Origin of the sequence: Micromonospora sp. B11E3, assembly GCF_039871625.1 — a bacterium.
Lineage (GTDB): Bacteria > Actinomycetota > Actinomycetes > Mycobacteriales > Micromonosporaceae > Micromonospora.
In genome coordinates, this window is sequence record NZ_JBDPMC010000004.1 from 148161 (window position 1) to 172821 (window position 24661).

The window sequence follows — 24661 nt, forward strand, 5'->3', positions numbered from 1 at the left end:
TCTACACCCCTCAGCTGACCGGGCCGCCGAAGGCCTCGATACGGTCACCGTCAGCCAGCTTCACCATCGCCCGCTTGGTGGCCTTGCGCTGACCGAAGCCGGTCTTGGTGCGCTTGCGCTTGCCCTCGCGGTTGAGCGTGTTGACCGTCAGGACGCGGACGTTGAAGATCTGCTGGATAGCGATCTTGATCTCGGTCTTGTTGGCGTCCGGGTGCACCAGGAAGGTGTACCAGTTGCGGTTCAGCTCGCTGTAGCTCTTCTCCGAGACGACCGGCGCCACGATGATGTCGCGCGGGTCGGCGATCGTGCTCACTTGCCACCCTCCTCGGTGGTCTCGGCGGGCACGCCGAGGAACTCGTCCAGGGCGTCCTTGGTGAAGACCACGTCGTCGGCCACCAGCACGTCGTACGTGTTGAGCTGGCCGGCCTCGATCAGGTGCACCCGCGGCTCGTTGCGCAGCGACACCCAGTTCAGCTCGTCGGTGCTGCTCAGCACGACCAGGACCCGACGGGCCTCGGTCGCCTTGGCCAGCGTGGCCAGGGCTGCCTTGGTCGACGGCTTCTCGCCCGAGACAAACGTCTCGACGACGTGCACCTGGCCCGCGCGGGCCCGGTCGGAGAGGGCACCACGCAGGGCGGCGGCCTTCATCTTCTTCGGGGTCCGCTGGCTGTAGTCGCGCGGCACCGGGCCGTGGACCACGCCACCGCCGGCGAACTGCGGCGCGCGGATCGAGCCCTGCCGGGCGCGACCGGTGCCCTTCTGCTTGTACGGCTTCTTGCCGCCGCCGGCTACCTCACCGCGGGTCTTCGTCTTGTGCGTGCCCTGGCGCGCGGCCGCGAGCTGGGCCACCACGACCTGGTGCATCAGCGCGATGTTCGCCTGGACGTCGAAGACGTCGCCCGGCAGCTCGACGGAGCCGCTCTTGGTGCCTTCGACGTTGAGGACGTCAACGGTGGTCACTTGCCCGCACCGCCCTTCTTCGCCTTGGTCTTGGCCGCGGTACGGACCAGGACCAGCGCGCCCTTGGGACCGGGGATGGCACCGCGGACGAGCAGGAGGTTGTTCTCGGTGTCGACCGCCTGGACGGTCAGGTTCTGGACGGTGTAGCGCACGCCACCCATCCGGCCCGCCATCCGGGTGCCCTTGAAGACGCGACCCGGGGTGGCGCAGGCGCCGATCGAGCCCGGCGAGCGGTGCTTGCGCTCGACACCGTGGCTGGCGCGCAGACCGTGGAAGCCGTGCCGCTTCATCGGGCCGGCGTAGCCCTTGCCCTTCGTCTTGCCGGTGACGTCGATGCTGATGCCGGCCGGGAACTCCTCGACCGTGACCTCCTGGCCCGGCGAGTAGTCCGCGGCGTCCGTGGTCCGCAGCTCGACGATGTGCCGCCGCGGCGCGACGTCCGCCTTCGCGAAGTGGCCGCCGATCGGCTTCTTGACCTTGCGCGGGTCGATCGCGCCGTACGCCAGCTGGATCGCCGAGTAGCCGTCCTTCTCGGCGCTACGAACCTGGCTCACGACGCACGGGCCGGCCTGAACCACGGTCACGGGGACAACGCGGTTGTTGTCCCAGACCTGGGTCATGCCGAGCTTTGCGCCCAGGATCCCCTTGACTTGCCTGTCCATTTGTCCGGTCCCTACAGCTTGATCTCGATGTCGACGCCAGCCGGCAGGTCGAGGCGCATGAGCGAGTCGACCGTCTTGGGGGTCGGGTCGATGATGTCGATCAGCCGCTTGTGCGTACGCATCTCGAAGTGCTCGCGCGAGTCCTTGTACTTGTGCGGCGAGCGGATGACGCAGAAACGGTTGATCTCCGTGGGCAGCGGCACCGGGCCAGCGACCTGCGCCCCGGTACGCGTCACCGTCTCGACGATCTTCCGAGCCGAGGAGTCGACGACCTCGTGGTCATAGGCCTTGAGCCGGATGCGGATCTTCTGTCCCGCCATGGTGGCTTCTGTTCCTTCTCTCGATGCCGCTGTGTTGCGGGCGCCTGCGCCGGCTGGCACAGGCCCACTTCCGCCGACCCCCGCGGTCGGGCGTGTCGCGCCCTCGGGCCGGGCTCCGCCCCAGAGTCCCGGAGCTTTACCGACCACGCGATGGGTCAGGGCGCCGATCGCGGTCACCGCGACCCGGACGCCGTGCGAGGGTGGTTGGCCGCCAGGGGCAGGCCAACCACCCTACGCGCGACCGTTCTACGACCCGGAGGTCCAGCGGATGCCGGACACGGGCGATGAACCGTCGTTACGCAACCTGACTAGTATGCCGCACGACCCGCGGCGACGCTAATCGGGGTTACCCAGCTCACTTGATGATCTTGGTGACGCGACCCGCGCCGACCGTACGGCCACCCTCCCGGATCGCGAACTTGAGGTTCTCCTCCATCGCGATGGGCTGGATCAGCTTCACGGTCATCGTGGTGTTGTCACCCGGCATGACCATCTCGGTGCCCTCAGGCAGGGTGACGACACCGGTGACATCCGTGGTCCGGAAGTAGAACTGCGGACGGTAGTTCTGGAAGAACGGGGTGTGCCGGCCGCCCTCCTCCTTGGAGAGGATGTAGACCGTCGCCTCGAACTCCGTGTGCGGGGTGCTGGTGCCCGGCTTGATGACCACCATGCCGCGCTCGACGTCCTCGCGCTTGATGCCACGCAGCAGCAGACCGACGTTCTCACCCGCGCGGGCCTCGTCGAGCAGCTTGCGGAACATCTCGATGCCGGTGCAGACCGTCTTCTGCGACTTCTCGCGGATGCCGACGATCTCCACCTCCTCGTTCGGCTTGAGGATGCCGCGCTCCGCGCGGCCGGTGACGACCGTGCCACGACCGGTGATCGTGAAGACGTCCTCGATCGGCATCAGGAACGGCTTCTCGGTCTCGCGCTCCGGCTGCGGGATCGCGGTGTCGACGGCGTTCATCAGGTCCAGGAGCTTGCTGGTCCACTCCGGGTCACCCTCGAGAGCCTTCAGCGCCGAGACCCGGACGACCGGCAGGTCGTCACCCGGGTACTCCTGCGCCGACAGCAGCTCACGGACCTCGAGCTCGACGAGCTCCAGGAGCTCCTCGTCGTCGACCATGTCGCTCTTGTTGAGCGCCACGACGATGTACGGCACGCCGACCTGGCGGGCCAGCAGCACGTGCTCGCGGGTCTGCGGCATCGGGCCGTCGGTCGCCGCGACCACCAGGATCGCGCCGTCCATCTGGGCGGCACCGGTGATCATGTTCTTGATGTAGTCGGCGTGACCGGGGCAGTCGACGTGCGCGTAGTGCCGCGCCTCGGTCTGGTACTCGACGTGCGCGATGGAGATGGTGATACCGCGGGCCTTCTCCTCCGGCGCCTTGTCGATCTCGTCGAACGGCGTGTACGGGTTCAGGTCCGGGAACTGGTCGTGCAGGACCTTGGTGATGGCCGCCGTCAGCGTCGTCTTACCGTGGTCGATGTGACCAATGGTGCCGATGTTGACGTGCGGCTTAGTCCGCTCGAACTTCGCCTTCGCCACTGGTGTCCTCCTGTGGACTTTCTTGGTTCGTTCGCCCCGGCGCGCCGGTCGGCGCTTAGGACTCTGTCGACAGCCTTTCCGGCCTGACGGCCGGAGAGCCTTTGTGGGTTCTGCGGCGGTGAAGCCTACAGGCCCGGTCTCACGCAACCCGACCGAGGTGGCCGCGGGCGAGGGGCCCTCCCCCGCGACCCACCTCGGACCATCGGATCAACTCAGGTGAGCGTCACTCACCAGTCGCCTTGGCGATGATCTCCTTCGCCACCGAGGCCGGAACCTCGGCGTACGAGTCGAACTGCATGCTGTAGCTAGCCCGGCCCTGGGTCTTCGACCGCAGGTCGCCGACGTAGCCGAACATCTCCGACAACGGCACCAGGGCGCGGACGACGCGGGCACCGCCGCGCTCCTCCATCGCCTGGATGATGCCACGGCGGGAGTTGAGGTCGCCGATGACGTCACCCATGTTCTCCTCAGGAGTGGTGACCTCAACGGCCATCATCGGCTCGAGCAGCGCCGGGTCGGCCTTGCGGGCCGCCTCCTTCAGCGCCATCGAACCGGCGATCTTGAACGCCATCTCGGACGAGTCGACCTCGTGGTACTGACCGTCCACCAGCGTCAGCTTCACGCCGACCAGCGGGAAGCCCGCCAGGATGCCGTACTGCATGGCGTCCTGGGCGCCCGCGTCCACCGAGGGGATGAACTCCCTGGGGATACGGCCACCGGTGACGGCGTTGGCGAACTCGTACGTCGGGGAGTCGTTGTCCAGCGGCAGCGGCTCCAGGGTGATGATTACCCGGGCGTACTGGCCGGAACCACCGGTCTGCTTCTTGTGGGTGAACTCGACCTTCTCCACCTTGCGACGGATGGTCTCGCGGTACGCCACCTGCGGCTTACCGATGTTCGCCTCGACGTTGAACTCGCGGCGCATCCGGTCGACCAGGATGTCCAGGTGCAGCTCGCCCATGCCGGAGATGACCGTCTGGCCGGTCTCCTCGTCCAGCTTGACGCGGAAGGTCGGGTCCTCCTCGGCCAGCCGCTGGATGGCGGTGCTGAGCTTCTCCTGGTCGGCCTTGGTCTTCGGCTCGATGGCGACCTCGATGACCGGCTCCGGGAAGGTCATCGACTCCAGGATGACCGGGTTGGCCGGGTCGCACAGCGTGTCACCGGTGGTGGTCTGCTTCAGACCCTGGACCGCGATGATGTCGCCAGCCTTGGCGGAGCTGCGCTCCTCCCGCTTGTTGGCGTGCATCTGGTAGATCTTGCCGATCCGCTCCTTGCGGTCCTTGGTGGAGTTGACCACCTGGGACCCGGACTCGACCACGCCCGAGTACACCCGGACGTAGGTGAGCTTGCCGAGGTGCTTGTCGGTCTGGATCTTGAAGGCCAGGCCGGAGAACGGCTCGGACGTCGACGGCTTCCGCTGCATCGGGGTCTCGCCGTCGGTCGCGGTGCCCTCGATCGCCGGGATGTCCAGCGGCGACGGCAGGTAGTCGACCACGGCGTCGAGCATCGGCTGGACGCCCTTGTTCTTGAACGCGGAGCCGCAGAGCACCGGGTTGGCCTTGCCGCCGATCGTGGCCCGGCGGATGGCGGCCTTGATCTCCTCGACGGAGATCTCCTCGCCCTCCAGGTACTTCTCCATCACCGCGTCGTCGACGTCGGCCAGGGTCTCCATCAGCTTCTCGCGCCACTCCGCGGCGGTGTCGGCGAGGTCGGCCGGGATCTCCTCGATCGCGTAGTCCTCGCCCTTCTGGGTCTCCCCACGCCAGGTGAGGGCGCGCATGCCGATCAGGTCGACGACGCCGATGTGGTCGGCCTCGGTCCCGATCGGGATCTGGAGCACCAGCGGGGTGGCGTTGAGCCGGTCGATCATCATCTGGACGCAGCGGAAGAAGTCCGCGCCGGTCCGGTCGAGCTTGTTGACGAAGCACATCCGGGGAACGTTGTACTTGTCCGCCTGACGCCAGACGTTCTCCGTCTGCGGCTCCACGCCGGCGACGCCGTCGTAGACCGCGACCGCACCGTCCAGCACCCGCAGCGACCGCTCGACCTCGACCGTGAAGTCGACGTGGCCGGGCGTGTCGATGATCTGGATCGTGTGGCCCTTCCACTCACACTTGGTGGCAGCGGAGGTGATGGTGATACCACGCTCCTGCTCCTGCTCCATCCAGTCCATGACGGCAGCGCCCTCGTGGACCTCACCGATCTTGTACGTGATACCGGTGTAGAACAGGATCCGCTCGGTGGTCGTGGTCTTACCGGCATCGATGTGCGCCATGATGCCGATGTTGCGTACGTTGGCGAGCGCGTCTGCGGCGGCCACTTCAATCCCTACTTATCGTCGTCTCGACACAACTGGCTGCGGTTCCGGCGCCGAAGCCGGCGCCGGAACCAGGGTGTTACCAGCGGTAGTGCGCGAAGGCCTTGTTGGACTCGGCCATCTTGTGGGTGTCCTCGCGCCGCTTGACGGCGGCACCGAGGCCGTTGCTGGCGTCCAGCAGCTCGTTCATCAGCCGCTCGACCATGGTCTTCTCGCGCCGGGCGCGGGAGTAGGTGACCAGCCAGCGCAGGCCCAGGGTGGTCGCCCGCGCCGGACGGACCTCGACCGGCACCTGGTAGGTGGCGCCACCGACACGGCGGCTGCGCACCTCGAGGGTCGGCTTGACGTTGTCCATCGCCCGCTTGAGGGTGACGACCGGGTCGGTGCCGGACTTCTCGCGGCAGCCCTCGAGGGCCGCGTACACGATGCGCTCGGCGAGCTGCCGCTTGCCGCGCAGCAGGATCTTGTTCACGAGCTGGGTGACCAGCGGCGAGTTGTACACCGGGTCAGCGACCAGCGGCTTCCGCGGAGCGGGTCCCTTGCGCGGCATCTCAGCTCTTCTCCTTCTTCGCGCCGTAGCGGCTGCGCGCCTGCTTGCGGTTGCGGACACCCTGGGTGTCCAGCGAACCGCGAACGATCTTGTACCGCACGCCGGGGAGGTCCTTCACACGGCCGCCGCGCACGAGCACGATCGAGTGTTCCTGCAGGTTGTGACCCACGCCCGGGATGTAGGCGGTCACCTCGATCTGGCTGCTGAGCTTGACACGAGCGACCTTGCGCAGCGCCGAGTTCGGCTTCTTGGGGGTGGTGGTGTACACGCGGGTGCACACGCCGCGCCGCTGAGGGGAACCCTTCAGCGCCGGGGTCTTGGTCTTACTCGTCTTCGCCTGGCGGCCCTTGCGGACCAGCTGCTGGATCGTGGGCACCGGGTTTCTCCGCTCCCTTCGGCCGCCGAAGCGACCGCGCCGTCTGCCGTAGCCGACCCGGTGGTCGGCTCTCCTACATTCCGGCCAGGGCCACCTTGCGGAGGTCCCGGCACCCGCGGTCGGGCGTGTCGCCCAGCTCACGGACCCGGCGCCGTCGCTCGCGCGCGCACCGGATTTCTGTCACCGGCACGCGGTCGTCTCGCGCACCGGGTCTTTGGCTCTGTCGTGTCGCCGCGCGATCACCGGGTCGACCGGGTCCAGCGCACGCACGAGTTGCCCGGGCAGGCCCGGGCACAAGGGGAAAGAGTACCTATCACAGCCGCACAGGTCAAAACGGAGAGGTCCCGGAGATCGCGTCACCGCCCTGCCGGCCGAACCGTCGTGCCTGCCCACCCGCGATGGGCACCTACGGCAACAAGTGTAACGGCTCCCGTGGGATCCGGCCCGGCGCCCCCGCGCGGACCGGATCCGGGGCCCTACTCCCGCCCGCCTCGAGCGAACCGCCGCCCAGCCCCACCCCCCACCCCGAGGCGAACCCGCCCCACGGCCTCACGCCTCGAGCGAACCGCCGCCCGCCCGCCTCCGGGCACGCCGCGGCCCCGCCGCCTTCGGCTCGCTCCGACGGCCGTTCGGCTCCAGCTCAGTATTCTTGGACGATTTCGGCCCCTCTGGGGGCCGTTTCGCACCAAGATCTCGTCCGCCGGGCTCCGCCGCCGCTGCCGTCAGCCGAGTCCCAGCAACAACGCCAGCCCCAGCCCGAGCAGGCTGAGCACCAGCCCCGTGGCCCCGCAGCTGATCCCCGCCACCGCCCGCCCGCGGCCGGTGAAGCGCACCGCGGGCGGGGGCGCCGGCCGGCGAATCTGCCGCATGCCGAGCAGGCCCGCGACGACGGCCCCCGCGCCGACCAGCACGCCGAGCACGGTGAACACGCCGGCGGCCCAGACGCCCTGGGACCCGGCCGCCGCGCCGACACAGATCACCAGGACGGACACCAGGACCGAAGCGATCCCGGCGACCAGCGACCCGACGGCGAGCCCGGAGGTCACCGGGGGCACGTCGAGGTGCACCACGCCGAACGGCGTTCCGGGCACCGGCTCGACCCGCTTCGGCGGCCGGGCAGCCTCCCGCGGCGGCGGGGGGACCCGACCCCAGCTCGCGCCCGGGCCGCCCCAGGCGCCGACCGCCGGCTGGCCCGGGTAGCCCGGGTGCGCCCCGGCGGGCTGCCCCGGCCAGGCCGCCGGCCCCGGGTACGCCCCGGGCGGCTGCGCGTGCCCGCCGGAAAGCGGGCCCGGGTGCGGCGCCCCCAGGTACGGCCCCGGCCCGGCCTGCGGTCCGGGGCCCACCGTCGGCGACTGTCCGACCGTCGGCGTGGTACCGGACTGCGGTGCGGAGCCCTGCTGCGGCGTCGAGCCGAACTCTGCCGCGGAGCCGGACTGCGCGAGCGGATCGGACTGCGCGACCGAACCGGACTGCGCCGCGGAGCCGGGCTGCGCGAGCGGACCGGCGGGGACCCCGGGATTTCCGGCCGGCGCGGCCGGTGCCTCGCCCGGCGCCTCCGCTGGCGGCGGGGAGACCGGTGGTGGGGCGTACTCCACGGAGGCGACCTCCGGGGCGATGCGCGACTGCGAGCCCCCGTCGGGCCTCGGCCTGGCCCACGGGCTCTCCCCCGGCGCAGGGCCCGCCGGGTCAGGGGGCGCGGCGGGTCGCTCCGCCGGGTCGCCCGAGGGCGGCGCCGGTTCCGTCACGAGGGCCTCCTGTCGCGGGTCGGTGTCCACCGTCGGGCCGACGATGGCGAACTTGGCCATCGACGCGATCGCGTGAGGGACACGGGCACCGGCCAGGCTACCGCCGCCGGGCCGAGCCCGCGGACGCGCGTACGGGCATTCCCCGACACGGTCAGTCCACGTTCGGGGCGAAGTCGTGCCCGTACGGGTCGCCGGCCAGCCGGACCACGCCGATCACCACCGCGACGACCAGGGCCGCCGCGACCAGGACCAGCCCGGCCCAGGCCAGCCGCTCGCCCCGGCGCAGCCAGTCCGCCCCGGTGAGGAAGCCTCCGGACGCGTACGCCTCCCGGCGGGCCTGCCGGGACAGTACGAGGGCGAGCGTGGCCGGGACCACCCCGCCGAGGAAGAGCCCGGTGAGCGCGCCGAGCAGGCCGAGGGCGAAGACCGCGCGGGCCTTGCTGGAGCGGACCGGGTCGGGGTCGAGCGGGTGGCGCGCCCCGTACTGCGCGACGGGCACCTGCCCGGGTGCGATCGTCATGCACCCATCATGCCCCGCTCCGCCGACCGGCCCGTCCCGCTACCGCCATATGGCGGTGTCCCGCCGGAAACGCGGCGAGGCCCCCGGCGGGTGCCGGGGGCCTCGTCGTGTCCTGCTTTAGCGGTACGACCCGAAGTCGAAGTCGTCCAGCGGAACCGCCTGCCCGCTGGCCGGCCCGAAGCCGTAGTCGGTCTCCGGGTATCCGGTCATCGAGTAGACCTTGGCCTTCGCCTCCTCGGTCGGCTCGACCCGGACGTTGCGGTACTTGCTGATGCCCGTACCGGCCGGAATGAGCTTACCAATGATCACGTTCTCCTTGAGGCCGATCAGCGAGTCGCTGCGGGCGTGGATCGCCGCGTCCGTCAGCACCCGGGTGGTCTCCTGGAAGGAGGCCGCCGACAGCCAGGAGTCCGTGGCCAGCGAGGCCTTGGTGATGCCCATCAGCACCGGGCGACCGGCGGCGGGCTCGCCGCCCTCCGACACGAGCCGGCGGTTCTCCGACTCGAACAGCGCCCGGTCGACCAGCACGCCCGGCAGGAACTCGGTCGAGCCGGAGTCGATGACCGTCACCCGCTTGAGCATCTGGCGGATGATGATCTCGATGTGCTTGTCGTGGATGAGCACACCCTGCGAGCGGTAGACCTCCTGGACCTCCTGGGTCAGGTGGACCTGGACCGCGCGCGGGCCGAGGATGCGCAGCAGCTCGTGCGGGTCGATGGTGCCCTCGGTGAGCTTCTCGCCGACCTCGACGTGGTCCCCGTCGTGGGCCCGCAGCCGGACCCGCTTGGAGATCTTGTCGTAGACGATCTCGTCGCTGCCGTCGTCCGGCACCACGATGATCTTCCGCGAGCGCTCGCCGTCCTCGATCCGGATCCGGCCCGGGGTGTCGGCGATGGGCGCCTTGCCCTTCGGGACGCGGGCCTCGAAGATCTCCTGGACACGCGGCAGACCCTGGGTGATGTCCTCACCCGCGACGCCACCGGTGTGGAACGTACGCATCGTCAGCTGCGTACCGGGCTCACCGATCGACTGGGCGGCGATGATGCCGACCGCCTCGCCGACGTCCACGGTCTTGCCGGTCGGCAGCGAGCGGCCGTAGCACGCCGCGCAGACGCCCAGCTTCGACTCGCAGGTGAGCACGCTGCGCACCCGCACCGTCTCCACCCCGGCGGCGACGATCTTGTCGACCAGGATGGAGTTGACGTCCTGACCCCGCTCGGCGACGACGGTGCCGTCCGGCCCCTTGATGTCGTCGGCCAGGGTCCGAGCGTGCACGCTGGTCTCGGCGTGCTCGTGGATGTACAGCTTGCCGTCGCGCCGCTCGCCGATCTGCATCGGGATGGCCCGGTCGGTGCCGCAGTCCTCCTCGCGGATGATGACGTCCTGCGAGACGTCCACCAGACGACGGGTCAGGTAACCCGAGTCGGCGGTCCGCAGCGCGGTGTCGGCGAGACCCTTGCGGGCACCGTGCGTGGAGATGAAGTACTCCAGCACGGACAGACCCTCCCGGTAGCTGGCCTTGATCGGCCGCGGGATGATCTCGCCCTTCGGGTTGGCCACCAGACCACGAATCGCGGCGATCTGGCGGAGCTGGAGCAGGTTACCGCGGGCACCCGAGTTGATCATCTTCCACAGCGGGTTCTCCTGCGGCAGCGCGGTGTCCATCTCCTTGGCGACCTCGTTGGTCGCCTTGGTCCAGATCTCGATGAGCTCGCCGCGGCGCTCCTCGGCGGTCATCAGACCCCGCTGGTACTGCTTGTCGATCCGGTCGGCTTCCTTCTCGTACCGCTCCAGGATCTCCCGCTTGCGCGGCGGAGCGATGACGTCCTCCATGCCGATCGTCACGCCGGACCAGGTGGCCCAGTGGAAACCGGCCTCCTTGAGCCCGTCGAGGGTGGCCGCGAGGGCCACCTTCGGGAAGCGCTCGGCGAGGTCGTTGACGATCGCGGAGAGCTGGCCCTTGCGGATCTCGTAGTTCACGAAGCGGTAGCCCGGCGGCAGCGTCTCGTTGAACAGCACCCGGCCCAGGGTGGTCTCGACGGTCACCGGGTCGCCCTCGACCCAGCCCTCCGGCGCGACCCACGGCTCGGCGCCCGCGCCGTTGTCGACGCCGACCAGCCCGCGCAGCCGGATCTTCACCGGCGCCTGCAGGTGCAGTTCGCCGTTGTCGAAGGCCATCCGCGCCTCGGCGTCCGAGCTGAACGCCCGGCCCTCGCCCTTGCCACCCGGGGTGAGGTGGGTGAGGTGGTACAGGCCGATGACCATGTCCTGGGTGGGCATGGTGACCGGCTTGCCGTCGGCCGGCTTGAGGATGTTGTTCGACGAGAGCATCAGGATCCGCGCCTCGGCCTGGGCCTCGGCGGACAGCGGCACGTGCACCGCCATCTGGTCACCGTCGAAGTCGGCGTTGAACGCGGTGCAGACCAGCGGGTGGATCTGGATGGCCTTACCCTCGACCAGCTGCGGCTCGAAGGCCTGGATGCCCAGACGGTGCAGGGTCGGCGCACGGTTCAGCAGCACCGGGTGCTCGCCGATGACCTCTTCCAGCACGTCCCACACGACCGGCCGCTGCCGCTCGACCATCCGCTTGGCGGACTTGATGTTCTGCGCGTGGTTGAGGTCGACCAGCCGCTTCATCACGAACGGCTTGAACAGCTCCAGCGCCATCTGCTTGGGCAGGCCGCACTGGTGCAGCTTCAGCTTCGGGCCGACCACGATGACCGAACGGCCGGAGTAGTCGACGCGCTTGCCCAGCAGGTTCTGCCGGAACCGGCCCTGCTTGCCCTTGAGCATGTCGGACAGCGACTTCAGCGGACGGTTGCCCGGGCCGGTGACCGGCCGGCCGCGGCGGCCGTTGTCGAACAGCGCGTCGACGGCCTCCTGGAGCATCCGCTTCTCGTTGTTGACGATGATCTCGGGCGCGCCGAGGTCGATCAGCCGCTTGAGGCGGTTGTTCCGGTTGATCACCCGGCGGTACAGGTCGTTCAGGTCGCTGGTCGCGAAGCGGCCACCATCGAGCTGCACCATCGGGCGCAGGTCCGGCGGGATGACCGGGACGCAGTCGAGCACCATGCCGAGCGGCGAGTTGCGGGTGTTCAGGAACGCCGCCACGACCTTGAGCCGCTTGAGCGCCCGGATCTTCCGCTGGCCCTTGCCGGTACGGATGGTCTCGCGCAGGCTCTCGGCCTCGGCGTCGAGGTCCATGTTCTGGACCAGCGCCTTGATGGCCTCGGCGCCCATGCCGCCGGTGAAGTACTCGCCGAACCGGTCGCGCAGCTCCCGGTAGAGCAGCTCGTCGGTGACCAGCTGCTTCGAATCCAGCTTGCGGAAGGTGTCGAGCACCTCGTCCAGGCGGTCGATCTCGCGCTGGGCCCGGTCGCGGATCTGGCGCATCTCGCGCTCTCCGCCCTCCTTGACCTTGCGCCGGACGTCCGCCTTGGCACCCTCGGCCTCCAGCTCGGCCAGGTCGGCCTCGAGCTTGGCGGCCCGCTTCTCGATCTCCGAGTCGCGGCTGTTCTCGGCCTGCCGCTTCTCCGCCAGGATCTCGTTCTCGATCGTCGAGAGGTCGCGGTGACGCGCCTCGGCGTCCACGCTCGTCACGACGTACGAGGCGAAGTAGATGATCTTCTCGAGGTCCTTGGGGGCGAGGTCCAGCAGGTAGCCCAGCCGGCTCGGGACGCCCTTGAAGTACCAGATGTGCGTCACCGGAGCGGCCAGCTCGATGTGGCCCATCCGCTCGCGGCGGACCTTGGAGCGGGTCACCTCGACGCCGCAGCGCTCGCAGATGATGCCCTTGAACCGGACCCGCTTGTACTTACCGCAGTAGCACTCCCAGTCCCGCTGCGGGCCGAAGATCTTCTCGCAGAAGAGCCCGTCCTTTTCCGGCTTGAGGGTGCGGTAGTTGATCGTCTCGGGCTTCTTGACCTCGCCGTGGGACCACTGACGGATGTCGTCGGCGGTGGCAAGGCCGATCCGCAGCTCGTCGAAGAAGTTGACGTCGAGCACTATGTCCCCTATGTCGTCGTCTGTACTGCTAGCAAACCAGCGGGGTTCGGGGCAGGGCGACCCGCGTAGGGATCAAGCCTGACCTCGCGGATTCCGGCGCGCCCGCTTCGCATCGCGCCCCGGAACCCCGCGCCGGAGCGGGTCGCCCTGCCCCGAACCACCACCTCAGACCTCTTCGACCGAGCTCGGCTCGCGCCGGGACAGGTCGATGCCCAGCTCCTCCGCGGCCCGGAACACCTCGTCGTCGGTCTCGCGCATCTCGAGGGCGACCCCGTCGCTGGAGAGCACCTCGACGTTGAGGCACAGCGACTGGAGCTCCTTGAGCAGCACCTTGAACGACTCCGGGATGCCCGGCTCCGGGATGTTCTCGCCCTTGACGATCGCCTCGTAGACCTTGACCCGGCCCAGGACGTCGTCGGACTTGATCGTCAGCAGCTCCTGCAGGGCGTACGCGGCGCCGTACGCCTGCATCGCCCAGCACTCCATCTCACCGAAGCGCTGGCCACCGAACTGCGCCTTACCACCCAGCGGCTGCTGCGTGATCATCGAGTACGGGCCGGTCGACCGGGCGTGGATCTTGTCGTCGACCAGGTGGTTGAGCTTCAGGATGTAGATGTAGCCGACCGCGATCGGGTCCGGCAGCGGCTCGCCGGAGCGGCCGTCGAACAGCTGCGCCTTGCCGCTGGAGCCGATCAGCTGCTTGCCGTCCCGGTTGGGCAGGGTCGACGCGAGCAGACCGGAGATCTCCTCCTCGCGGGCGCCGTCGAAGACCGGCGTCGCCACGTTGGTGTCCGGCTCCGACTCGTGCGCCTCGATGGAGCGCAGCTGGCGCTTCCACTCGACGTCGTCGCCCTCGACCTTCCACCCCGTCTTGGCCACCCAGCCGAGGTGCGTCTCCAGCACCTGGCCGATGTTCATCCGGGACGGCACACCCAGCGGGTTCAGCACGATGTCGACCGGGGTGCCGTCCTCCAGGAACGGCATGTCCTCGATCGGCAGGATCTTCGAGATGACACCCTTGTTGCCGTGCCGGCCGGCGAGCTTGTCGCCGTCCTGGATCTTCCGCTTCTGGGCCACGTAGACCCGGACCAGCTCGTTGACGCCCGGGGGCAGCTCGTCGCCGTCCTCGCGGGAGAACGTGCGTACGCCGATGACCGTGCCGGTCTCACCGTGCGGCACCTTCAGCGAGGTGTCCCGGACCTCGCGCGCCTTCTCGCCGAAGATCGCGCGGAGCAGCCGCTCCTCCGGGGTCAGCTCGGTCTCGCCCTTGGGCGTGACCTTGCCGACCAGGATGTCGCCGGGGACGACCTCGGCGCCGATCCGGATGATGCCCCGCTCGTCGAGGTCGGCGAGCATCTCCTCGCTGACGTTCGGGATGTCGCGGGTGATCTCCTCCGGGCCGAGCTTGGTGTCCCGGGCGTCGACCTCGTGCTCCTCGATGTGGATCGAGGTGAGGACGTCCTGCTGCACGAGGCGCTGCGACAGGATGATCGCGTCCTCGTAGTTGTGGCCCTCCCAGGTCATGAACGCCACGAGCAGGTTGCGCCCGAGCGCCATCTCGCCCTCGTCGGTGCACGGACCGTCGGCGATGACCTGGCCGGCCTCGACCCGGTCGCCCTCGAAGACGACCGGCTTCTGGTTGACGCAGGAGCCGGCGTTGGAGCGGCGGAACTTGTGCAGCAGGTACGTCCGGCGGTGGCCGTCGTCCTGGTGGACGGTGATGTAGTCGGCGCACAGGTCCTCGATGACGCCACCGACCTCGGCGACGACCACGTCGCCGGCGTCGACGGCGGCACGGTACTCCATGCCGGTGCCGACCAGCGGCGACTCGGCCTTGACCAGCGGCACCGCCTGGCGCTGCATGTTCGCGCCCATGAGCGCGCGGTTGGCGTCGTCGTGCTCGAGGAACGGGATCATCGCGGTCGCGACGGACACCATCTGCCGCGGCGAGATGTCCATGTAGTCCACGGCCTCCGGCGCCACGTCCTCGGTCTCGCCGCCCTTACGGCGGACCAGGACGCGGTCCTCGGCGAAGGAGCCGTCGGACTTCAGCGGGGCGTTGGCCTGCGCCTTGACGAACCGGTCCTCCTCGTCCGCCGTCAGGTAGTCGATCTGGTCGGTGACCCGACCGTTGACGACCTTCCGGTACGGCGTCTCGATGAACCCGAACGGGTTGACCCGGGCGAAGGTGGACAGGGCGCCGATCAGACCGATGTTCGGGCCTTCCGGCGTCTCGATCGGGCACATCCGGCCGTAGTGCGACGGGTGAACGTCACGGACCTCGAAGCCGGCCCGCTCCCGGGACAGACCACCCGGGCCGAGCGCGTTCAGCCGCCGCCGGTGGGTCAGGCCCGCCAGCGGGTTGGTCTGGTCCATGAACTGGGACAGCTGCGACGTGCCGAAGAACTCCTTGATCGCCGCCACCACCGGACGGATGTTGATCAGGGTCTGCGGCGTGATCGCCTCGACGTCCTGGGTGGTCATCCGCTCGCGGACGACCCGCTCCATCCGGGACAGGCCGACCCGGACCTGGTTCTGGATGAGTTCGCCGACGGTACGGATCCGGCGGTTGCCGAAGTGGTCGATGTCGTCGGCCTCGTAGCCCTCCTCACCGGCGTGCAGCCGGCACAGGTACTCCACGGTGGCGACGATGTCGTCCTCGGTCAGCGTGCCGGTGGTGATCGGCACGTCCAGGACGAGCTTCTTGTTGAACTTGTACCGACCGACCTTGGCGATGTCGTACCGCTTCGGGTTGAAGAAGAGATTGTCCAGCAGGGTCTGGGCGTTCTCGCGGGTCGGCGGCTCGCCAGGGCGCAGCTTGCGGTAGATGTCGAGCAGTGCCTCGTCCTGGCCGGCGATGTGGTCCTTCTCGAGCGTGGTCATCATCAGCTCGGACCAGCCGAACTTCTCGCGGATCCGCTCCGCCGACCAACCGATGGCCTTGAGCAGCACCGTGACGGCCTGCCGGCGCTTACGGTCGATACGGACGCCGACGGTGTCGCGCTTGTCGACGTCGAACTCCAGCCAGGCACCCCGGCTCGGGATGAGCTTGACGCTGGAGAGGTCGCGGTCGGAGGTCTTGTCGGGCTGCTTGTCGAAGTAGACGCCCGGGGAACGGACGAGCTGGCTGACCACGACCCGCTCGGTGCCGTTGATGATGAACGTGCCCTTGGGCGTCATCATCGGGAAGTCACCCATGAACACCGTCTGGCTCTTGATCTCGCCGGTGGTGTTGTTGGTGAACTCCGCCGTCACGAACAGCGGGGCGCAGTAGGTCAGGTCCTTCTCCTTACACTCCTCGATCGAGGCCTTGACCTCGTCGAAGCGCGGGGCCGAGAAGGAGAGCGACATGGTGCCGGAGAAGTCCTCAATGGGACTGATCTCGTCGAGGATCTCCGCGAGACCCGAGCGTGCGTGCGGGTCGTCCGCCGACCGGCCCTGCCAAGCCTCGTTGCCGACGAGCCAGTCGAAGGACTCGTTCTGGATGGCGAGGAGGTTGGGGACCTCGAGGTGTTCGGTGATCCTGCCGAAAGAGACTCGGCGGGGCGCGAAAGCGCTCGACGTACGACTGGTCTTCGCAGGGCGGGAAGCTGCCAAGATGCGTCCTTCCGAGGACCGGTGCTGCAGAACGGCTGGTACGCGTGCACTCCAATGACCCCACCAGAAATATCCATAAACGGACATTTCCGAGCAGGGGTCAAGTCGGAAGGCAGCGCAAACTAGCAGTGTAGCCGAGAGGCTAACCGCTGTCCAGCCCGCCCCGCAGGTCGTCGCGGAACGCGCCTCGGGGGCCCCTCGAAACGGGGCCGCACCGGGCCGCTCGGAACGCGGCGAACCCACGGACCGCCCGGTGCTGCGGAGGATGCACCGCCGCTGCCATTACCCGAGTGGTGGCCGTTGCAAGCGCGGAAGGTCTTGCTGGTGTCAGCGTGCCTGCCGGCCCGGGGCCGCGTCAAGGGGCGTCTCGTCCGGGCGGGGCGTTTCCCGCCGACGGGCGACCGGCCCGCCCCCGCCCCACCGACCGACACGCGGCGTCGATGCCCTGCTCACGCGGCTGCGGTGGGTGTCTGCAAACAACACGGCGGGCGACGACCCGTTTTCGGATCGTCGCCCGCCGCACACGCGGTGTGCCCTGGCTCACGGGGAGCCGGACACGCGCCTGGCCCCCAGTTACTTGAGGGTGACCTTGGCGCCCTCGCCCTCGAGCTTGGCCTTGGCCTTGTCGGCGGTCTCCTTGTTGACCTTCTCCAGAACCGCCTTCGGCGCGGCCTCGACCAGGTCCTTGGCCTCCTTCAGGCCCAGGCCGGTCAGCTCGCGCACGACCTTGATGACCTGGATCTTCTTGCCACCGTCGGCGTCGAGGACGACGTCGAACTCGTCCTTCTCCGGCTCGGCTTCGACCGGGGCGGCACCCTGGGCGGCGGCGGCCACGGCGACCGGGGCGGCGGCGGTGACCTCGAAGGTCTCCTCGAACTGCTTCACGAACTCGGAGAGCTCGATCAGCGTCATCTCCTTGAACGCGTCGAGCAGCTCGTCGGTGCTGAGCTTCGCCATGTCTGGCGTCCTTTCCTGAATTCTTGACTAGGTAAGTGGGTGCGCCGCGGGGCCTCAGGCCGCCTCGGCGCCCTCCTTCTCGCGCTTGTCCTGCAGGGCGGCCGCCAGGCGGGCGGTCTTCGACAGCGGGGCCTGGAACAGGGCCGCGGCCTTGCTCAGGTTGCCCTTCATCGCGCCGGCCAGCTTGGCCAGCAGCACCTCGCGGGACTCCAGGTCGGCGAGCTTCGTGACCTCGGCCGCGGAGATGGCCTTGCCCTCGAAGACGCCGCCCTTGATGACGAGCTTCGGGTTGGCCTTCGCGAAGTCGCGAAGCCCCTTCGCCGCCTCGACGACGTCGCCCGAAACGAAAGTCAGCGCGGTAGGACCGGTGAACAGCTCGTCGAGGCCGGAGATGCCCGCCTCGCTCGCGGCACGCTTCGCCAGCGTGTTCTTCGCGACCGTGTAGGTGCTCTCCTTGCCGAGCGAGCGCCGCAGCTGGGTGAGCTGGGCAACCGTCAGGCCACGGTACTCGGTGAGGACCGCCGCGCCCGCGTTGCGGAAGCTCTCGGTCAGCTCAGCGACGGCCGTGGCCTTGTCGGCCCGGATCGGCTTGTCCGCCATGTCCCTCCTCTCTCGTTGCTCGAGGCTGGTGCACCGGGAAGCCGGCGGGCTCCCGCGGTTGCGAAGGGACCCACGACAACGAGAAAAGCCCCGGCGCAGGGCGCACGGGGCGAGGGCCGACCGGACTCACCGCAGTCGGCGGACCACGGGAACTACAGCCGATTTTCGCTTGCCGCCCTGCGCGGGTCGCCCGTCGAAGCGGGACCTTCGACCGTGCCGGGGCACGGTGACCAGCGGTCTCTGGGTGGTACTTCGCGACAAGGCTACGCCACACCTGCGGTAAGGGCCAAATCGCCCCCCGCGTGCTCCGGGTCACGTCGCCTCGGCCGGCCGCTGCCGGCCCTGTCCGAAGAGCCGGGACGCGCGGGCGCCGTCCCCCGGAAGGCGGCGTGCGTCAGGCGCGGGCGCGGCGGCGCCAGTCGTAGCCCGCCAGGGCCGCCGCGCTCCAGGCCACCGCCCAGGCGCTCAGCAGGACCACCGTCGCCGCGGACGGGCCGGCGGCGGCGGCCCGGGCGGTCGGCATCACCGGGGGCGCCAGCCAGGGTGCCACCGATCCGGACAGGCCGAGGACCACGGCGCCCACCGCGCCCAGCGCCAGCACGGCCACGCCGTAGCCGGCGCTGCCCGTGACGGCCCGGCTGGCCAGCGCGCCGAGGGCCACCGCCGCCGGCAGGGCGAGCAGGTGCGCCCAGAGCCCGAGCGCCACGCCGGCGGCCATCGACCGGTCCCCCGGCGCCGGGCCGGCCACCCCGCCGACCAGCCAGGGGAACACCAGCGCCACGGCCACCGCGCCCAGCCCCGCCGCGCCCGCCGCGAGCAGCCCGGCGGCCCGCTCCCGGGTCGGCCCGACGGCCACCACGGCCAGCCGGCGCTGCACGTCCGGCTCGACGTCGAGCAGGATCCTGGTCTGCCAGGCCAGCACCGGAAAGAGCACCACCGCCGAGACGCCGTAGGCCTCTGCCGGCTCGGCCCGGCCGCCGCCGTACAGGACGCCGAGGACCAGCAGGCCGGCCAGCAGCGGCGCGACCGCCCGCCCGGTACGCAGGAAGCCGGCCAGCCGCAGCCGGACCAGCGCGCTCACCGGGCCACCCGCCCGGGCTCGGCGGACCGCACCGCACCGCCCGGCTCGTCGCCCGGCGGAGCCGACCCGCCCTCGGCCGCGGCGGAGTCGACGGCCGCGGGCAGGCCGACGACCGGACGGTCCTCGGGCGGGACCGGGGCGTCGGGCGGGGCGGCGTCGGAGCGTACCCGCAGGACGTGGTGGCCGTCGGCGCGCAACCGGGCGACGGCGCCGGCCACCCGCGCGGCCGGGACCGCGATCTCCACGACCGCGACGGACCCGCCCGGCCCGGCGGCCGGCCCCTCGGCCGTGACGGTGCCGTCGGCGACCGTCCAGCGGGCGGCGCCGGGCAGCCGGACCGTCTCCCCCCGGTGGTCGCTGACCAGGACCGACCCGCCGTCGGCAAGCACCTCGTCGATCAGGGCGGGAACCAGGTCGCGCGCGGCGGCGTCCAGCCCCTCCCAGGGCTCGTCGAGGACGAGCAGCCCCGGCCGGCGCAGCATGGCCTGGGCCAGGCCGACCTTCTGGGCCGTGCCCTTGGACAGCTCCGGCAGCCGCACGTCGCGGAACCGGGTCAGGCCCAGCCGCTCGGCCCACCGTTCCACCGCCCGGTCGGCCTCCGCCGCTCCCAGGCCGGCGACCCGGGCCATCCCGGCAAGGTAGCGGCCGACGGTGAACGGCTGGTCGGCCGGGAACCGTTCCGGCACCCAGCCGACGCGCCGAGGGCGGTCGACGACCCGGCCCCGGGTGGGCCGCAGCACCCCGGCCGCGAGCTGCAGCAGCGTCGACTTGCCGGCGCCGTTACGGCCGAGCACCACCGCCGCCTCGCCCGGGCCGATGCCCAGGCTCGCCGCGCGCAGCACCCACGGGCCACGCCGGTGGTAGCGCAGCCAGACGTCCTCCCACCGCATGCCACGAGCCTGCCACAGCGGACGAACGAACGGGGCCCCGCCACAGGTCGTGGCGGGGCCCCGTCGAGGCAGCCGTGCTCAGCCCTCGGCCGAGCCCTCCTGGAGGTTCTTCACCAGGTTCGGGTCGACCGGTACGCCCGGGCCCATCGTGGTGGTGAGGGTGACCTTCTTGAGGTACTTGCCCTTCGCCGCCGACGGCTTGGCCCGCAGCACCTCGTCGAGGACCGCGGCGTAGTTGTCGACCAGCTGGGACTCGGAGAACGAGGCCTTGCCGATGATCAGGTGCAGGTTGGAGTGCTTGTCCACCCGGAAGGTGATCTTGCCGCCCTTGATGTCCGAGACGGCCTTGGCGACGTCCATGGTCACGGTGCCGGTCTTCGGGTTCGGCATGAGACCGCGCGGGCCCAGGATCCGCGCGATCCGGCCGATCTTGGCCATCTGGTCCGGCGTGGCGATCGCCGCGTCGAAGTCGAGCCAGCCGCCCTGGATCCGGGCGACGAGCTCGTCGGTGCCCACCTCGTCCGCACCGGCGGCCGCGGCCTCCTCGGCCTTCGCGCCGGCGGCGAAGACGATCACGCGGGCGGTCTTACCGGTGCCGTGCGGCAGGTTGACCGTGCCGCGGACCATCTGGTCCGCCTTGCGGGGGTCGACGCCGAGGCGCATCGCGACCTCGACCGTGGCGTCGAACTTGACGTTGGTGGTCTCCTTGGCCAGCTTGACGGCCTCGGCGGGGGTGTAGAGCTTCGCCCGGTCGATGACCTCGGCGGCCTTGCGGTAGCTCTTGCTGCGCTGCATTTCTCGATTACTCCTGTGGTCTATGGCGGGCCGCGGCGTCCGCGCGCCCTCCCACGAACGGGTCCGGTCTGCGGTGGGCGACGTCAGTCGGCGACGGTCAGGCCCATCGACCGGGCGGTGCCGGCGATGATCTTCTCAGCCTGCTCGATGTCGTTGGCGTTGAGGTCGGCCATCTTCTTCTCGGCGATCTCGCGCAGCTGGGCGCGGGTGACGCTGCCGACCTTCTCCTTGTGCGGGACGCCGGAGCCCTTCTGCACGCCGGCGGCCTTGATCAGCAGCCGGGCGGCGGGCGGGGTCTTCAGCACGAAGGTGAAGGTGCGGTCCTCGTACACGCTGATCTCGGCGGGGACGATGTCGCCCCGCTGGGACTCGGTCTGCGCGTTGTAGGACTTGCAGAACTCCATGATGTTCACGCCGTGCTGACCGAGCGCGGGGCCGACCGGCGGCGCCGGGGTGGCCTGGCCCGCCGGCAGCTGAAGCGTGAACGTCTTGACGAGCTTCTTCTTCGGAGGCATGTCTCTTCCTGGGGCTTGAAACTGGGAAATGCGCCGGCCGCGGGCGCGCACGGTCAGCGCGGTGCGACAGCGGCGACGTTCTAGGGTAGCGCAGCGTTCCGCCGCCTCCTCCCCCGAGGTCCGGCGACGGAGGCGGAACGAGTACGCCGGCGGCGGGCCCGCAGCCCACCGCCGGCGAGCGGTACGTCAGATCTTGGCGACCTGGTTGAAGTTCAGCTCCACCGGGGTCTCCCGGCCGAAGATCGACACCAGCACCTTGAGCTTCTGCTGGTCGGCGTTGATCTCGCTGATCGTCGCCGGCAGCGAGGCGAACGCGCCGTCGGTGACGGTGACCGAGTCGCCCACCTCGAAGTCGAGGACCTTGACCTCGGGCTTGACCTTCTTCTGCTCGGTCTCGACCGCCGGGGCCAGCCACTTGAGCACCTCGTCGAGGCTCAGCGGCGCCGGACGGTCGGCCCGGTCGGTCGCCCCCACGAAGCCGGTGACGCCCGGGGTGTTGCGCACGCAGGAGTACGACTCGGCGGTCAGCTCCATCCGGACCAGGATGTAGCCCGGGAAGACCTTCGCCTGGACCTGGGACCGCTTGCCGTTCTTGACCTCGACCTCTTCCCGGGTCGGCACCTCGACCTGGTAGATGTAGTCCTCCATGTCGAGGGACGTGATCCGGGTCTCGAGGTTGGTCTTGACCTTGTTCTCGTAGCCGGCGTACGAGTGCACCACGTACCAGTCGCCAGGCGCGTAGCGCAGCTTCTGGCGCAGCTCCGCCACCGGGTCGTACTCCTCGTCCGGGGCAGGCTCGGTGGTCGGAAAGTCCGGCTCGCTGGCGGCCTCGACCGACTCGTCACTGGCCGCCGTCGCCACCGTGGACTGCTCGTCCGTGGTCTCGGCGGTCTCGTCGTACTCAGGCACGCTCGCTCACTTCCGTCACTATCGGCTTGAATCAGCCGGTCAGCTGGCGTTGCCGAAGACCCACAGCACGCCCTTCGCGAAGGCGTAGTCCAGGGCGCCCACGATCGTCAGCATCACGGCGACGAAGGTGACGACCACGGCCGTGTAGGTCAGCAACTCCTTGCGGGTCGGCCAGATGACCTTACGCAGTTCGGCCACGACCTCGCGGAAGAACCGCCCGATGCGGGCGAACAGCCCCACCCGGTCGGTGTCCTTACGGGTCTTCCTGTCGTCAGCCGACTCGGCCTTGGCCCGCGCCCGAGTGGCGGTGCCACCCCGGGAGACCGGCTCCTCCGCGTCGGTGGCGTCGTCGGCGGCCACGTCGTCGACGTTCTCGTCGTTCAGACGGTCGTCGCCGGCGTCCTCGCTGCGCCGCTTGTTCTCGGCCACTTCGCCCTCCGTCGCGGGAAATCGGGTCGCACACCGGTGCGGTGTGCGCGGCGCTGGTCACGCCGGCCGGACCAACCGTCCCGCGACGGGCCGCGGCCGGCGGATCGACGGACGGGCCCGATGCCTCGGACCACCCCACCGATGCCACCACCACGGGCCGAACGCCGCCGGTTGGCGGCGCGACCCACGGAACGGTCAGGCCTGAGGCGCAGGGGTGACAGGACTTGAACCTGCAGCCTGCGGTTTTGGAGACCGCTGCTCTGCCAATTGAGCTACACCCCTGTGCGGCACGCTCACCCGGCCCGGCCAGCCAGCACCGGGCGGGGTCACTTGCCCCACGGCGGACCAGTGTACGGGTAGCGAGGCCACTTTCCCAACCGGTCTGCCATCTGGCGTGGCGGAGCCCCTCAGCGGGGCGTCCGGATCACCGCCCGGGCCTGCGAGAGCACCTTCTCGCCCCGGCATGTCGCGGTGATGTCGAGCCTGGTCAGGCCCTCGTCGGTGACCTCCTTGACCTTGGCGGTGACCTCGATCTCGGTGCCGGCGTCGTCATCGGGGACGACCACCGGGCGGGTGAACCGGACCCCGTAGTCGACCACCGCGTCCGGCGCCCCGGCCCACTCGGCGACCGCGCGGCCGACGAGGGCCATGGTGAACATCCCGTGCGCGATCACCCCCGGCAGACCCACGTTCGTGGCGAACCGGTCGCTCCAGTGGATCGGGTTGAAGTCGCCCGAGGCGCCCGCGTAGCGGACCAGGTCGGCCCGGGTGACCCGGAAGGTCTTGGTGGGCAGTTCCATCTCAGGCCTCCCCGCGTACGACGAGCTTGGACCAGACGGTGACGACCGGCTCGCCGGCCGGCGTGCTGACGTCCGTGCGGGTGGTGAGGAAGTCGTGCCCGCCCCGGTGGTTGATGCCCTCGATGGTGTTCACGCAGACCAGCTCGTCCCCGGCCACCACGGGCCGGGCGTACGCGAAGCGCTGGTCGCCGTGCACCACCCGGCTGTAGTCCACGCCGAGGGCGGGATCCTCGACGATCTGCCGGCTGGCGGCCATGGTCAGCACCACGGGAAAGGTCGGCGGGGCGACCACGTCCGGGTGCCCGAGCGCCCGGGCGGCGGCCGGGTCGTGGTGCGCCGGGTCGGTGGCGCCGATGGCGGTGGCGAACTCGCGGATCTTTTCTCGGCCCACCTGGTAGGGGGCGGTCGGCGGATAGGTCCGGCCGACGAAGGACGGGTCCAAGGGCATGCCCGAGAACCTACACGGAGAGCATGAAAGCCGACCCGGGTGGACGGGCGGCCGAGGGGCCGCGCCGTCCGTACCGGATCGGCTTTCGGAGTCGTGCTGCCGGCTCGCGCCAGCGATGTCAGCGGGTCTCGCGGTGGACCGTGTGCCGCCCGTCCCGGGGGCAGAACTTCTTCAGCTCGATACGGTCCGGGTCGTTGCGGCGGTTCTTGCGCGTGATGTAGTTGCGCTCCTTGCACTCCACACACGCCAAAGTGATCTTCGGCCGGACATCGGTAGCCTTCGCCACGGCGGAGTGCCTTCCTCGCTCAGTCAACAACTACGGCGTCACAGCGTACGCGCTGCGGACGCAGACATGCAAAGTGGGCGCCTTCGGCGCCCCTTTCACCATCCACCGGAAGCGAGCCGGAGGACGAGAGTAGCGGTGGCCGGACTTGAACCGGCGACACAGCGATTATGAGCCGCTTGCTCTGCCATCTGAGCTACACCGCCGTGGCGGGTCCAGCCGGACCCTTTGAGCCCCCTTACGGAATCGAACCGTAGACCTTCTCCTTACCATGGAGACGCTCTGCCGACTGAGCTAAGGGGGCCTGCTCGATCACTCCGTGACCGCGCAGAGGTAAGAGTACACGGCCCGAT

At 69.9% G+C, this 24661-nt stretch carries 23 protein-coding genes and 3 tRNA genes; all 26 read right to left on the reverse strand.

Features of this window, described 5'->3' with window-relative positions; genetic code table 11:
* Nucleotides 1-10: 10 nt before the first annotated feature.
* On the reverse strand, nt 11-313 hold the full coding sequence (gene rplW / locus ABGB16_RS03925; RefSeq protein WP_088982052.1) for a 50S ribosomal protein L23: 303 nt from the start codon (nt 311-313) through the stop codon (nt 11-13).
* Complete coding sequence (rplD, locus tag ABGB16_RS03930) at nt 310-960, reverse strand: 50S ribosomal protein L4 (RefSeq protein ID WP_347666560.1); 651 nt, start codon at nt 958-960, stop codon at nt 310-312. Before rplD ends, rplW begins: the two co-directional genes overlap by 4 nt.
* A complete protein-coding gene (rplC, locus tag ABGB16_RS03935; RefSeq protein ID WP_347666561.1) occupies nt 957-1622 on the reverse strand; it encodes a 50S ribosomal protein L3 in 666 nt (221 codons plus the stop codon). The genes rplD and rplC overlap by 4 nt, the downstream gene beginning before the upstream one ends.
* Nucleotides 1623-1633: 11 nt before the next feature.
* Nucleotides 1634-1942 (reverse strand): 30S ribosomal protein S10, encoded by a 309-nt coding sequence (gene rpsJ / locus ABGB16_RS03940; RefSeq protein ID WP_007073037.1) that lies wholly within the window; start codon nt 1940-1942, stop codon nt 1634-1636.
* Between the two features lie 355 nt (nt 1943-2297).
* Nucleotides 2298-3491, reverse strand: a complete 1194-nt coding sequence (gene tuf / locus ABGB16_RS03945) for an elongation factor Tu (protein WP_347666562.1) — start codon at nt 3489-3491, stop codon at nt 2298-2300.
* A 223-nt stretch (nt 3492-3714) separates the two neighbouring features.
* Nucleotides 3715-5811 carry an elongation factor G gene (gene fusA, locus ABGB16_RS03950; protein ID WP_347666563.1) on the reverse strand — a complete coding sequence of 699 codons (2097 nt, stop codon included), beginning with the start codon at nt 5809-5811 and terminating at the stop codon, nt 3715-3717.
* A 76-nt stretch (nt 5812-5887) separates the two neighbouring features.
* Nucleotides 5888-6358: a 30S ribosomal protein S7 gene (gene rpsG / locus ABGB16_RS03955; protein WP_013735957.1), complete on the reverse strand. Its 471-nt coding sequence runs from the start codon at nt 6356-6358 to the stop codon at nt 5888-5890.
* Between the two features lies 1 nt (nt 6359).
* A complete protein-coding gene (gene rpsL / locus ABGB16_RS03960; protein WP_014440718.1) occupies nt 6360-6734 on the reverse strand; it encodes a 30S ribosomal protein S12 in 375 nt (124 codons plus the stop codon).
* A gap of 722 nt (nt 6735-7456) precedes the next feature.
* On the reverse strand, nt 7457-7825 hold the full coding sequence (locus ABGB16_RS03965; RefSeq protein WP_347666597.1) for a hypothetical protein: 369 nt from the start codon (nt 7823-7825) through the stop codon (nt 7457-7459).
* Nucleotides 7826-8630: 805 nt separating this feature from the next.
* Entirely contained in the window at nt 8631-8999 is a 369-nt protein-coding gene (locus ABGB16_RS03970; protein WP_347666564.1) for a hypothetical protein, read from the reverse strand.
* Nucleotides 9000-9116: 117 nt separating this feature from the next.
* On the reverse strand, nt 9117-13004 hold the full coding sequence (locus tag ABGB16_RS03975; protein WP_347666565.1) for a DNA-directed RNA polymerase subunit beta': 3888 nt from the start codon (nt 13002-13004) through the stop codon (nt 9117-9119).
* Between the two features lie 165 nt (nt 13005-13169).
* Nucleotides 13170-16601: a DNA-directed RNA polymerase subunit beta gene (locus tag ABGB16_RS03980; RefSeq protein ID WP_347666566.1), complete on the reverse strand. Its 3432-nt coding sequence runs from the start codon at nt 16599-16601 to the stop codon at nt 13170-13172.
* Nucleotides 16602-17174: 573 nt separating this feature from the next.
* Nucleotides 17175-17558: a 50S ribosomal protein L7/L12 gene (gene rplL / locus ABGB16_RS03985; protein ID WP_347666567.1), complete on the reverse strand. Its 384-nt coding sequence runs from the start codon at nt 17556-17558 to the stop codon at nt 17175-17177.
* 54 nt (nt 17559-17612) lie between these two features.
* Nucleotides 17613-18158: a 50S ribosomal protein L10 gene (gene rplJ, locus ABGB16_RS03990; protein ID WP_347666568.1), complete on the reverse strand. Its 546-nt coding sequence runs from the start codon at nt 18156-18158 to the stop codon at nt 17613-17615.
* Between the two features lie 394 nt (nt 18159-18552).
* On the reverse strand, nt 18553-19239 hold the full coding sequence (locus tag ABGB16_RS03995) for a hypothetical protein (protein WP_347666569.1): 687 nt from the start codon (nt 19237-19239) through the stop codon (nt 18553-18555).
* Nucleotides 19236-20129 (reverse strand): ABC transporter ATP-binding protein, encoded by an 894-nt coding sequence (locus ABGB16_RS04000; protein WP_347666570.1) that lies wholly within the window; start codon nt 20127-20129, stop codon nt 19236-19238. Before ABGB16_RS04000 ends, ABGB16_RS03995 begins: the two co-directional genes overlap by 4 nt.
* A gap of 78 nt (nt 20130-20207) precedes the next feature.
* Nucleotides 20208-20924, reverse strand: coding sequence for a 50S ribosomal protein L1 (gene rplA / locus ABGB16_RS04005; RefSeq protein WP_347666571.1), 717 nt, complete (start codon nt 20922-20924; stop codon nt 20208-20210).
* An 83-nt stretch (nt 20925-21007) separates the two neighbouring features.
* On the reverse strand, nt 21008-21439 hold the full coding sequence (rplK, locus tag ABGB16_RS04010; RefSeq protein WP_073828960.1) for a 50S ribosomal protein L11: 432 nt from the start codon (nt 21437-21439) through the stop codon (nt 21008-21010).
* A gap of 186 nt (nt 21440-21625) precedes the next feature.
* Entirely contained in the window at nt 21626-22348 is a 723-nt protein-coding gene (gene nusG / locus ABGB16_RS04015) for a transcription termination/antitermination protein NusG (RefSeq protein ID WP_347666572.1), read from the reverse strand.
* A 39-nt stretch (nt 22349-22387) separates the two neighbouring features.
* A complete protein-coding gene (gene secE, locus ABGB16_RS04020) occupies nt 22388-22777 on the reverse strand; it encodes a preprotein translocase subunit SecE (RefSeq protein ID WP_347666573.1) in 390 nt (129 codons plus the stop codon).
* 209 nt (nt 22778-22986) lie between these two features.
* A tRNA-Trp gene (locus tag ABGB16_RS04025) sits at nt 22987-23059 on the reverse strand.
* Nucleotides 23060-23184: 125 nt separating this feature from the next.
* Nucleotides 23185-23577: a MaoC family dehydratase gene (locus tag ABGB16_RS04030; protein WP_347666574.1), complete on the reverse strand. Its 393-nt coding sequence runs from the start codon at nt 23575-23577 to the stop codon at nt 23185-23187.
* Nucleotide 23578: 1 nt separating this feature from the next.
* Complete coding sequence (locus ABGB16_RS04035; protein WP_347666575.1) at nt 23579-24025, reverse strand: MaoC family dehydratase N-terminal domain-containing protein; 447 nt, start codon at nt 24023-24025, stop codon at nt 23579-23581.
* A 118-nt stretch (nt 24026-24143) separates the two neighbouring features.
* The gene (rpmG, locus tag ABGB16_RS04040) at nt 24144-24311 is read right to left on the reverse strand and encodes a 50S ribosomal protein L33 (protein WP_007073056.1); all 168 of its coding nucleotides are present in this window, start codon (nt 24309-24311) and stop codon (nt 24144-24146) included.
* Nucleotides 24312-24441: 130 nt separating this feature from the next.
* Nucleotides 24442-24514 (reverse strand) — tRNA-Met (locus ABGB16_RS04045).
* Between the two features lie 25 nt (nt 24515-24539).
* Nucleotides 24540-24612, reverse strand: a tRNA-Thr gene (locus tag ABGB16_RS04050).
* Nucleotides 24613-24661 lie beyond the last annotated feature (49 nt).

Bases quoted from the DNA above. Each gene is read 5' to 3' on its own strand.
- rpsG (WP_013735957.1), bottom strand. From the start codon at position 6,358: ATGCCGCGCAAGGGACCCGCTCCGCGGAAGCCGCTGGTCGCTGACCCG.
- ABGB16_RS04030 (WP_347666574.1), bottom strand. From the start codon at position 23,577: ATGGAACTGCCCACCAAGACCTTCCGGGTCACCCGGGCCGACCTGGTC.
- rplK (WP_073828960.1), bottom strand. From the start codon at position 21,439: ATGCCTCCGAAGAAGAAGCTCGTCAAGACGTTCACGCTTCAGCTGCCG.
- ABGB16_RS04035 (WP_347666575.1), bottom strand. From the start codon at position 24,025: ATGCCCTTGGACCCGTCCTTCGTCGGCCGGACCTATCCGCCGACCGCC.
- rplC (WP_347666561.1), bottom strand. From the start codon at position 1,622: ATGGACAGGCAAGTCAAGGGGATCCTGGGCGCAAAGCTCGGCATGACC.
- rplL (WP_347666567.1), bottom strand. From the start codon at position 17,558: ATGGCGAAGCTCAGCACCGACGAGCTGCTCGACGCGTTCAAGGAGATG.
- rpsJ (WP_007073037.1), bottom strand. From the start codon at position 1,942: ATGGCGGGACAGAAGATCCGCATCCGGCTCAAGGCCTATGACCACGAG.
- ABGB16_RS04000 (WP_347666570.1), bottom strand. From the start codon at position 20,129: ATGCGGTGGGAGGACGTCTGGCTGCGCTACCACCGGCGTGGCCCGTGG.
- rplJ (WP_347666568.1), bottom strand. From the start codon at position 18,158: ATGGCGGACAAGCCGATCCGGGCCGACAAGGCCACGGCCGTCGCTGAG.
- ABGB16_RS03970 (WP_347666564.1), bottom strand. From the start codon at position 8,999: ATGACGATCGCACCCGGGCAGGTGCCCGTCGCGCAGTACGGGGCGCGC.
- rplA (WP_347666571.1), bottom strand. From the start codon at position 20,924: ATGCAGCGCAGCAAGAGCTACCGCAAGGCCGCCGAGGTCATCGACCGG.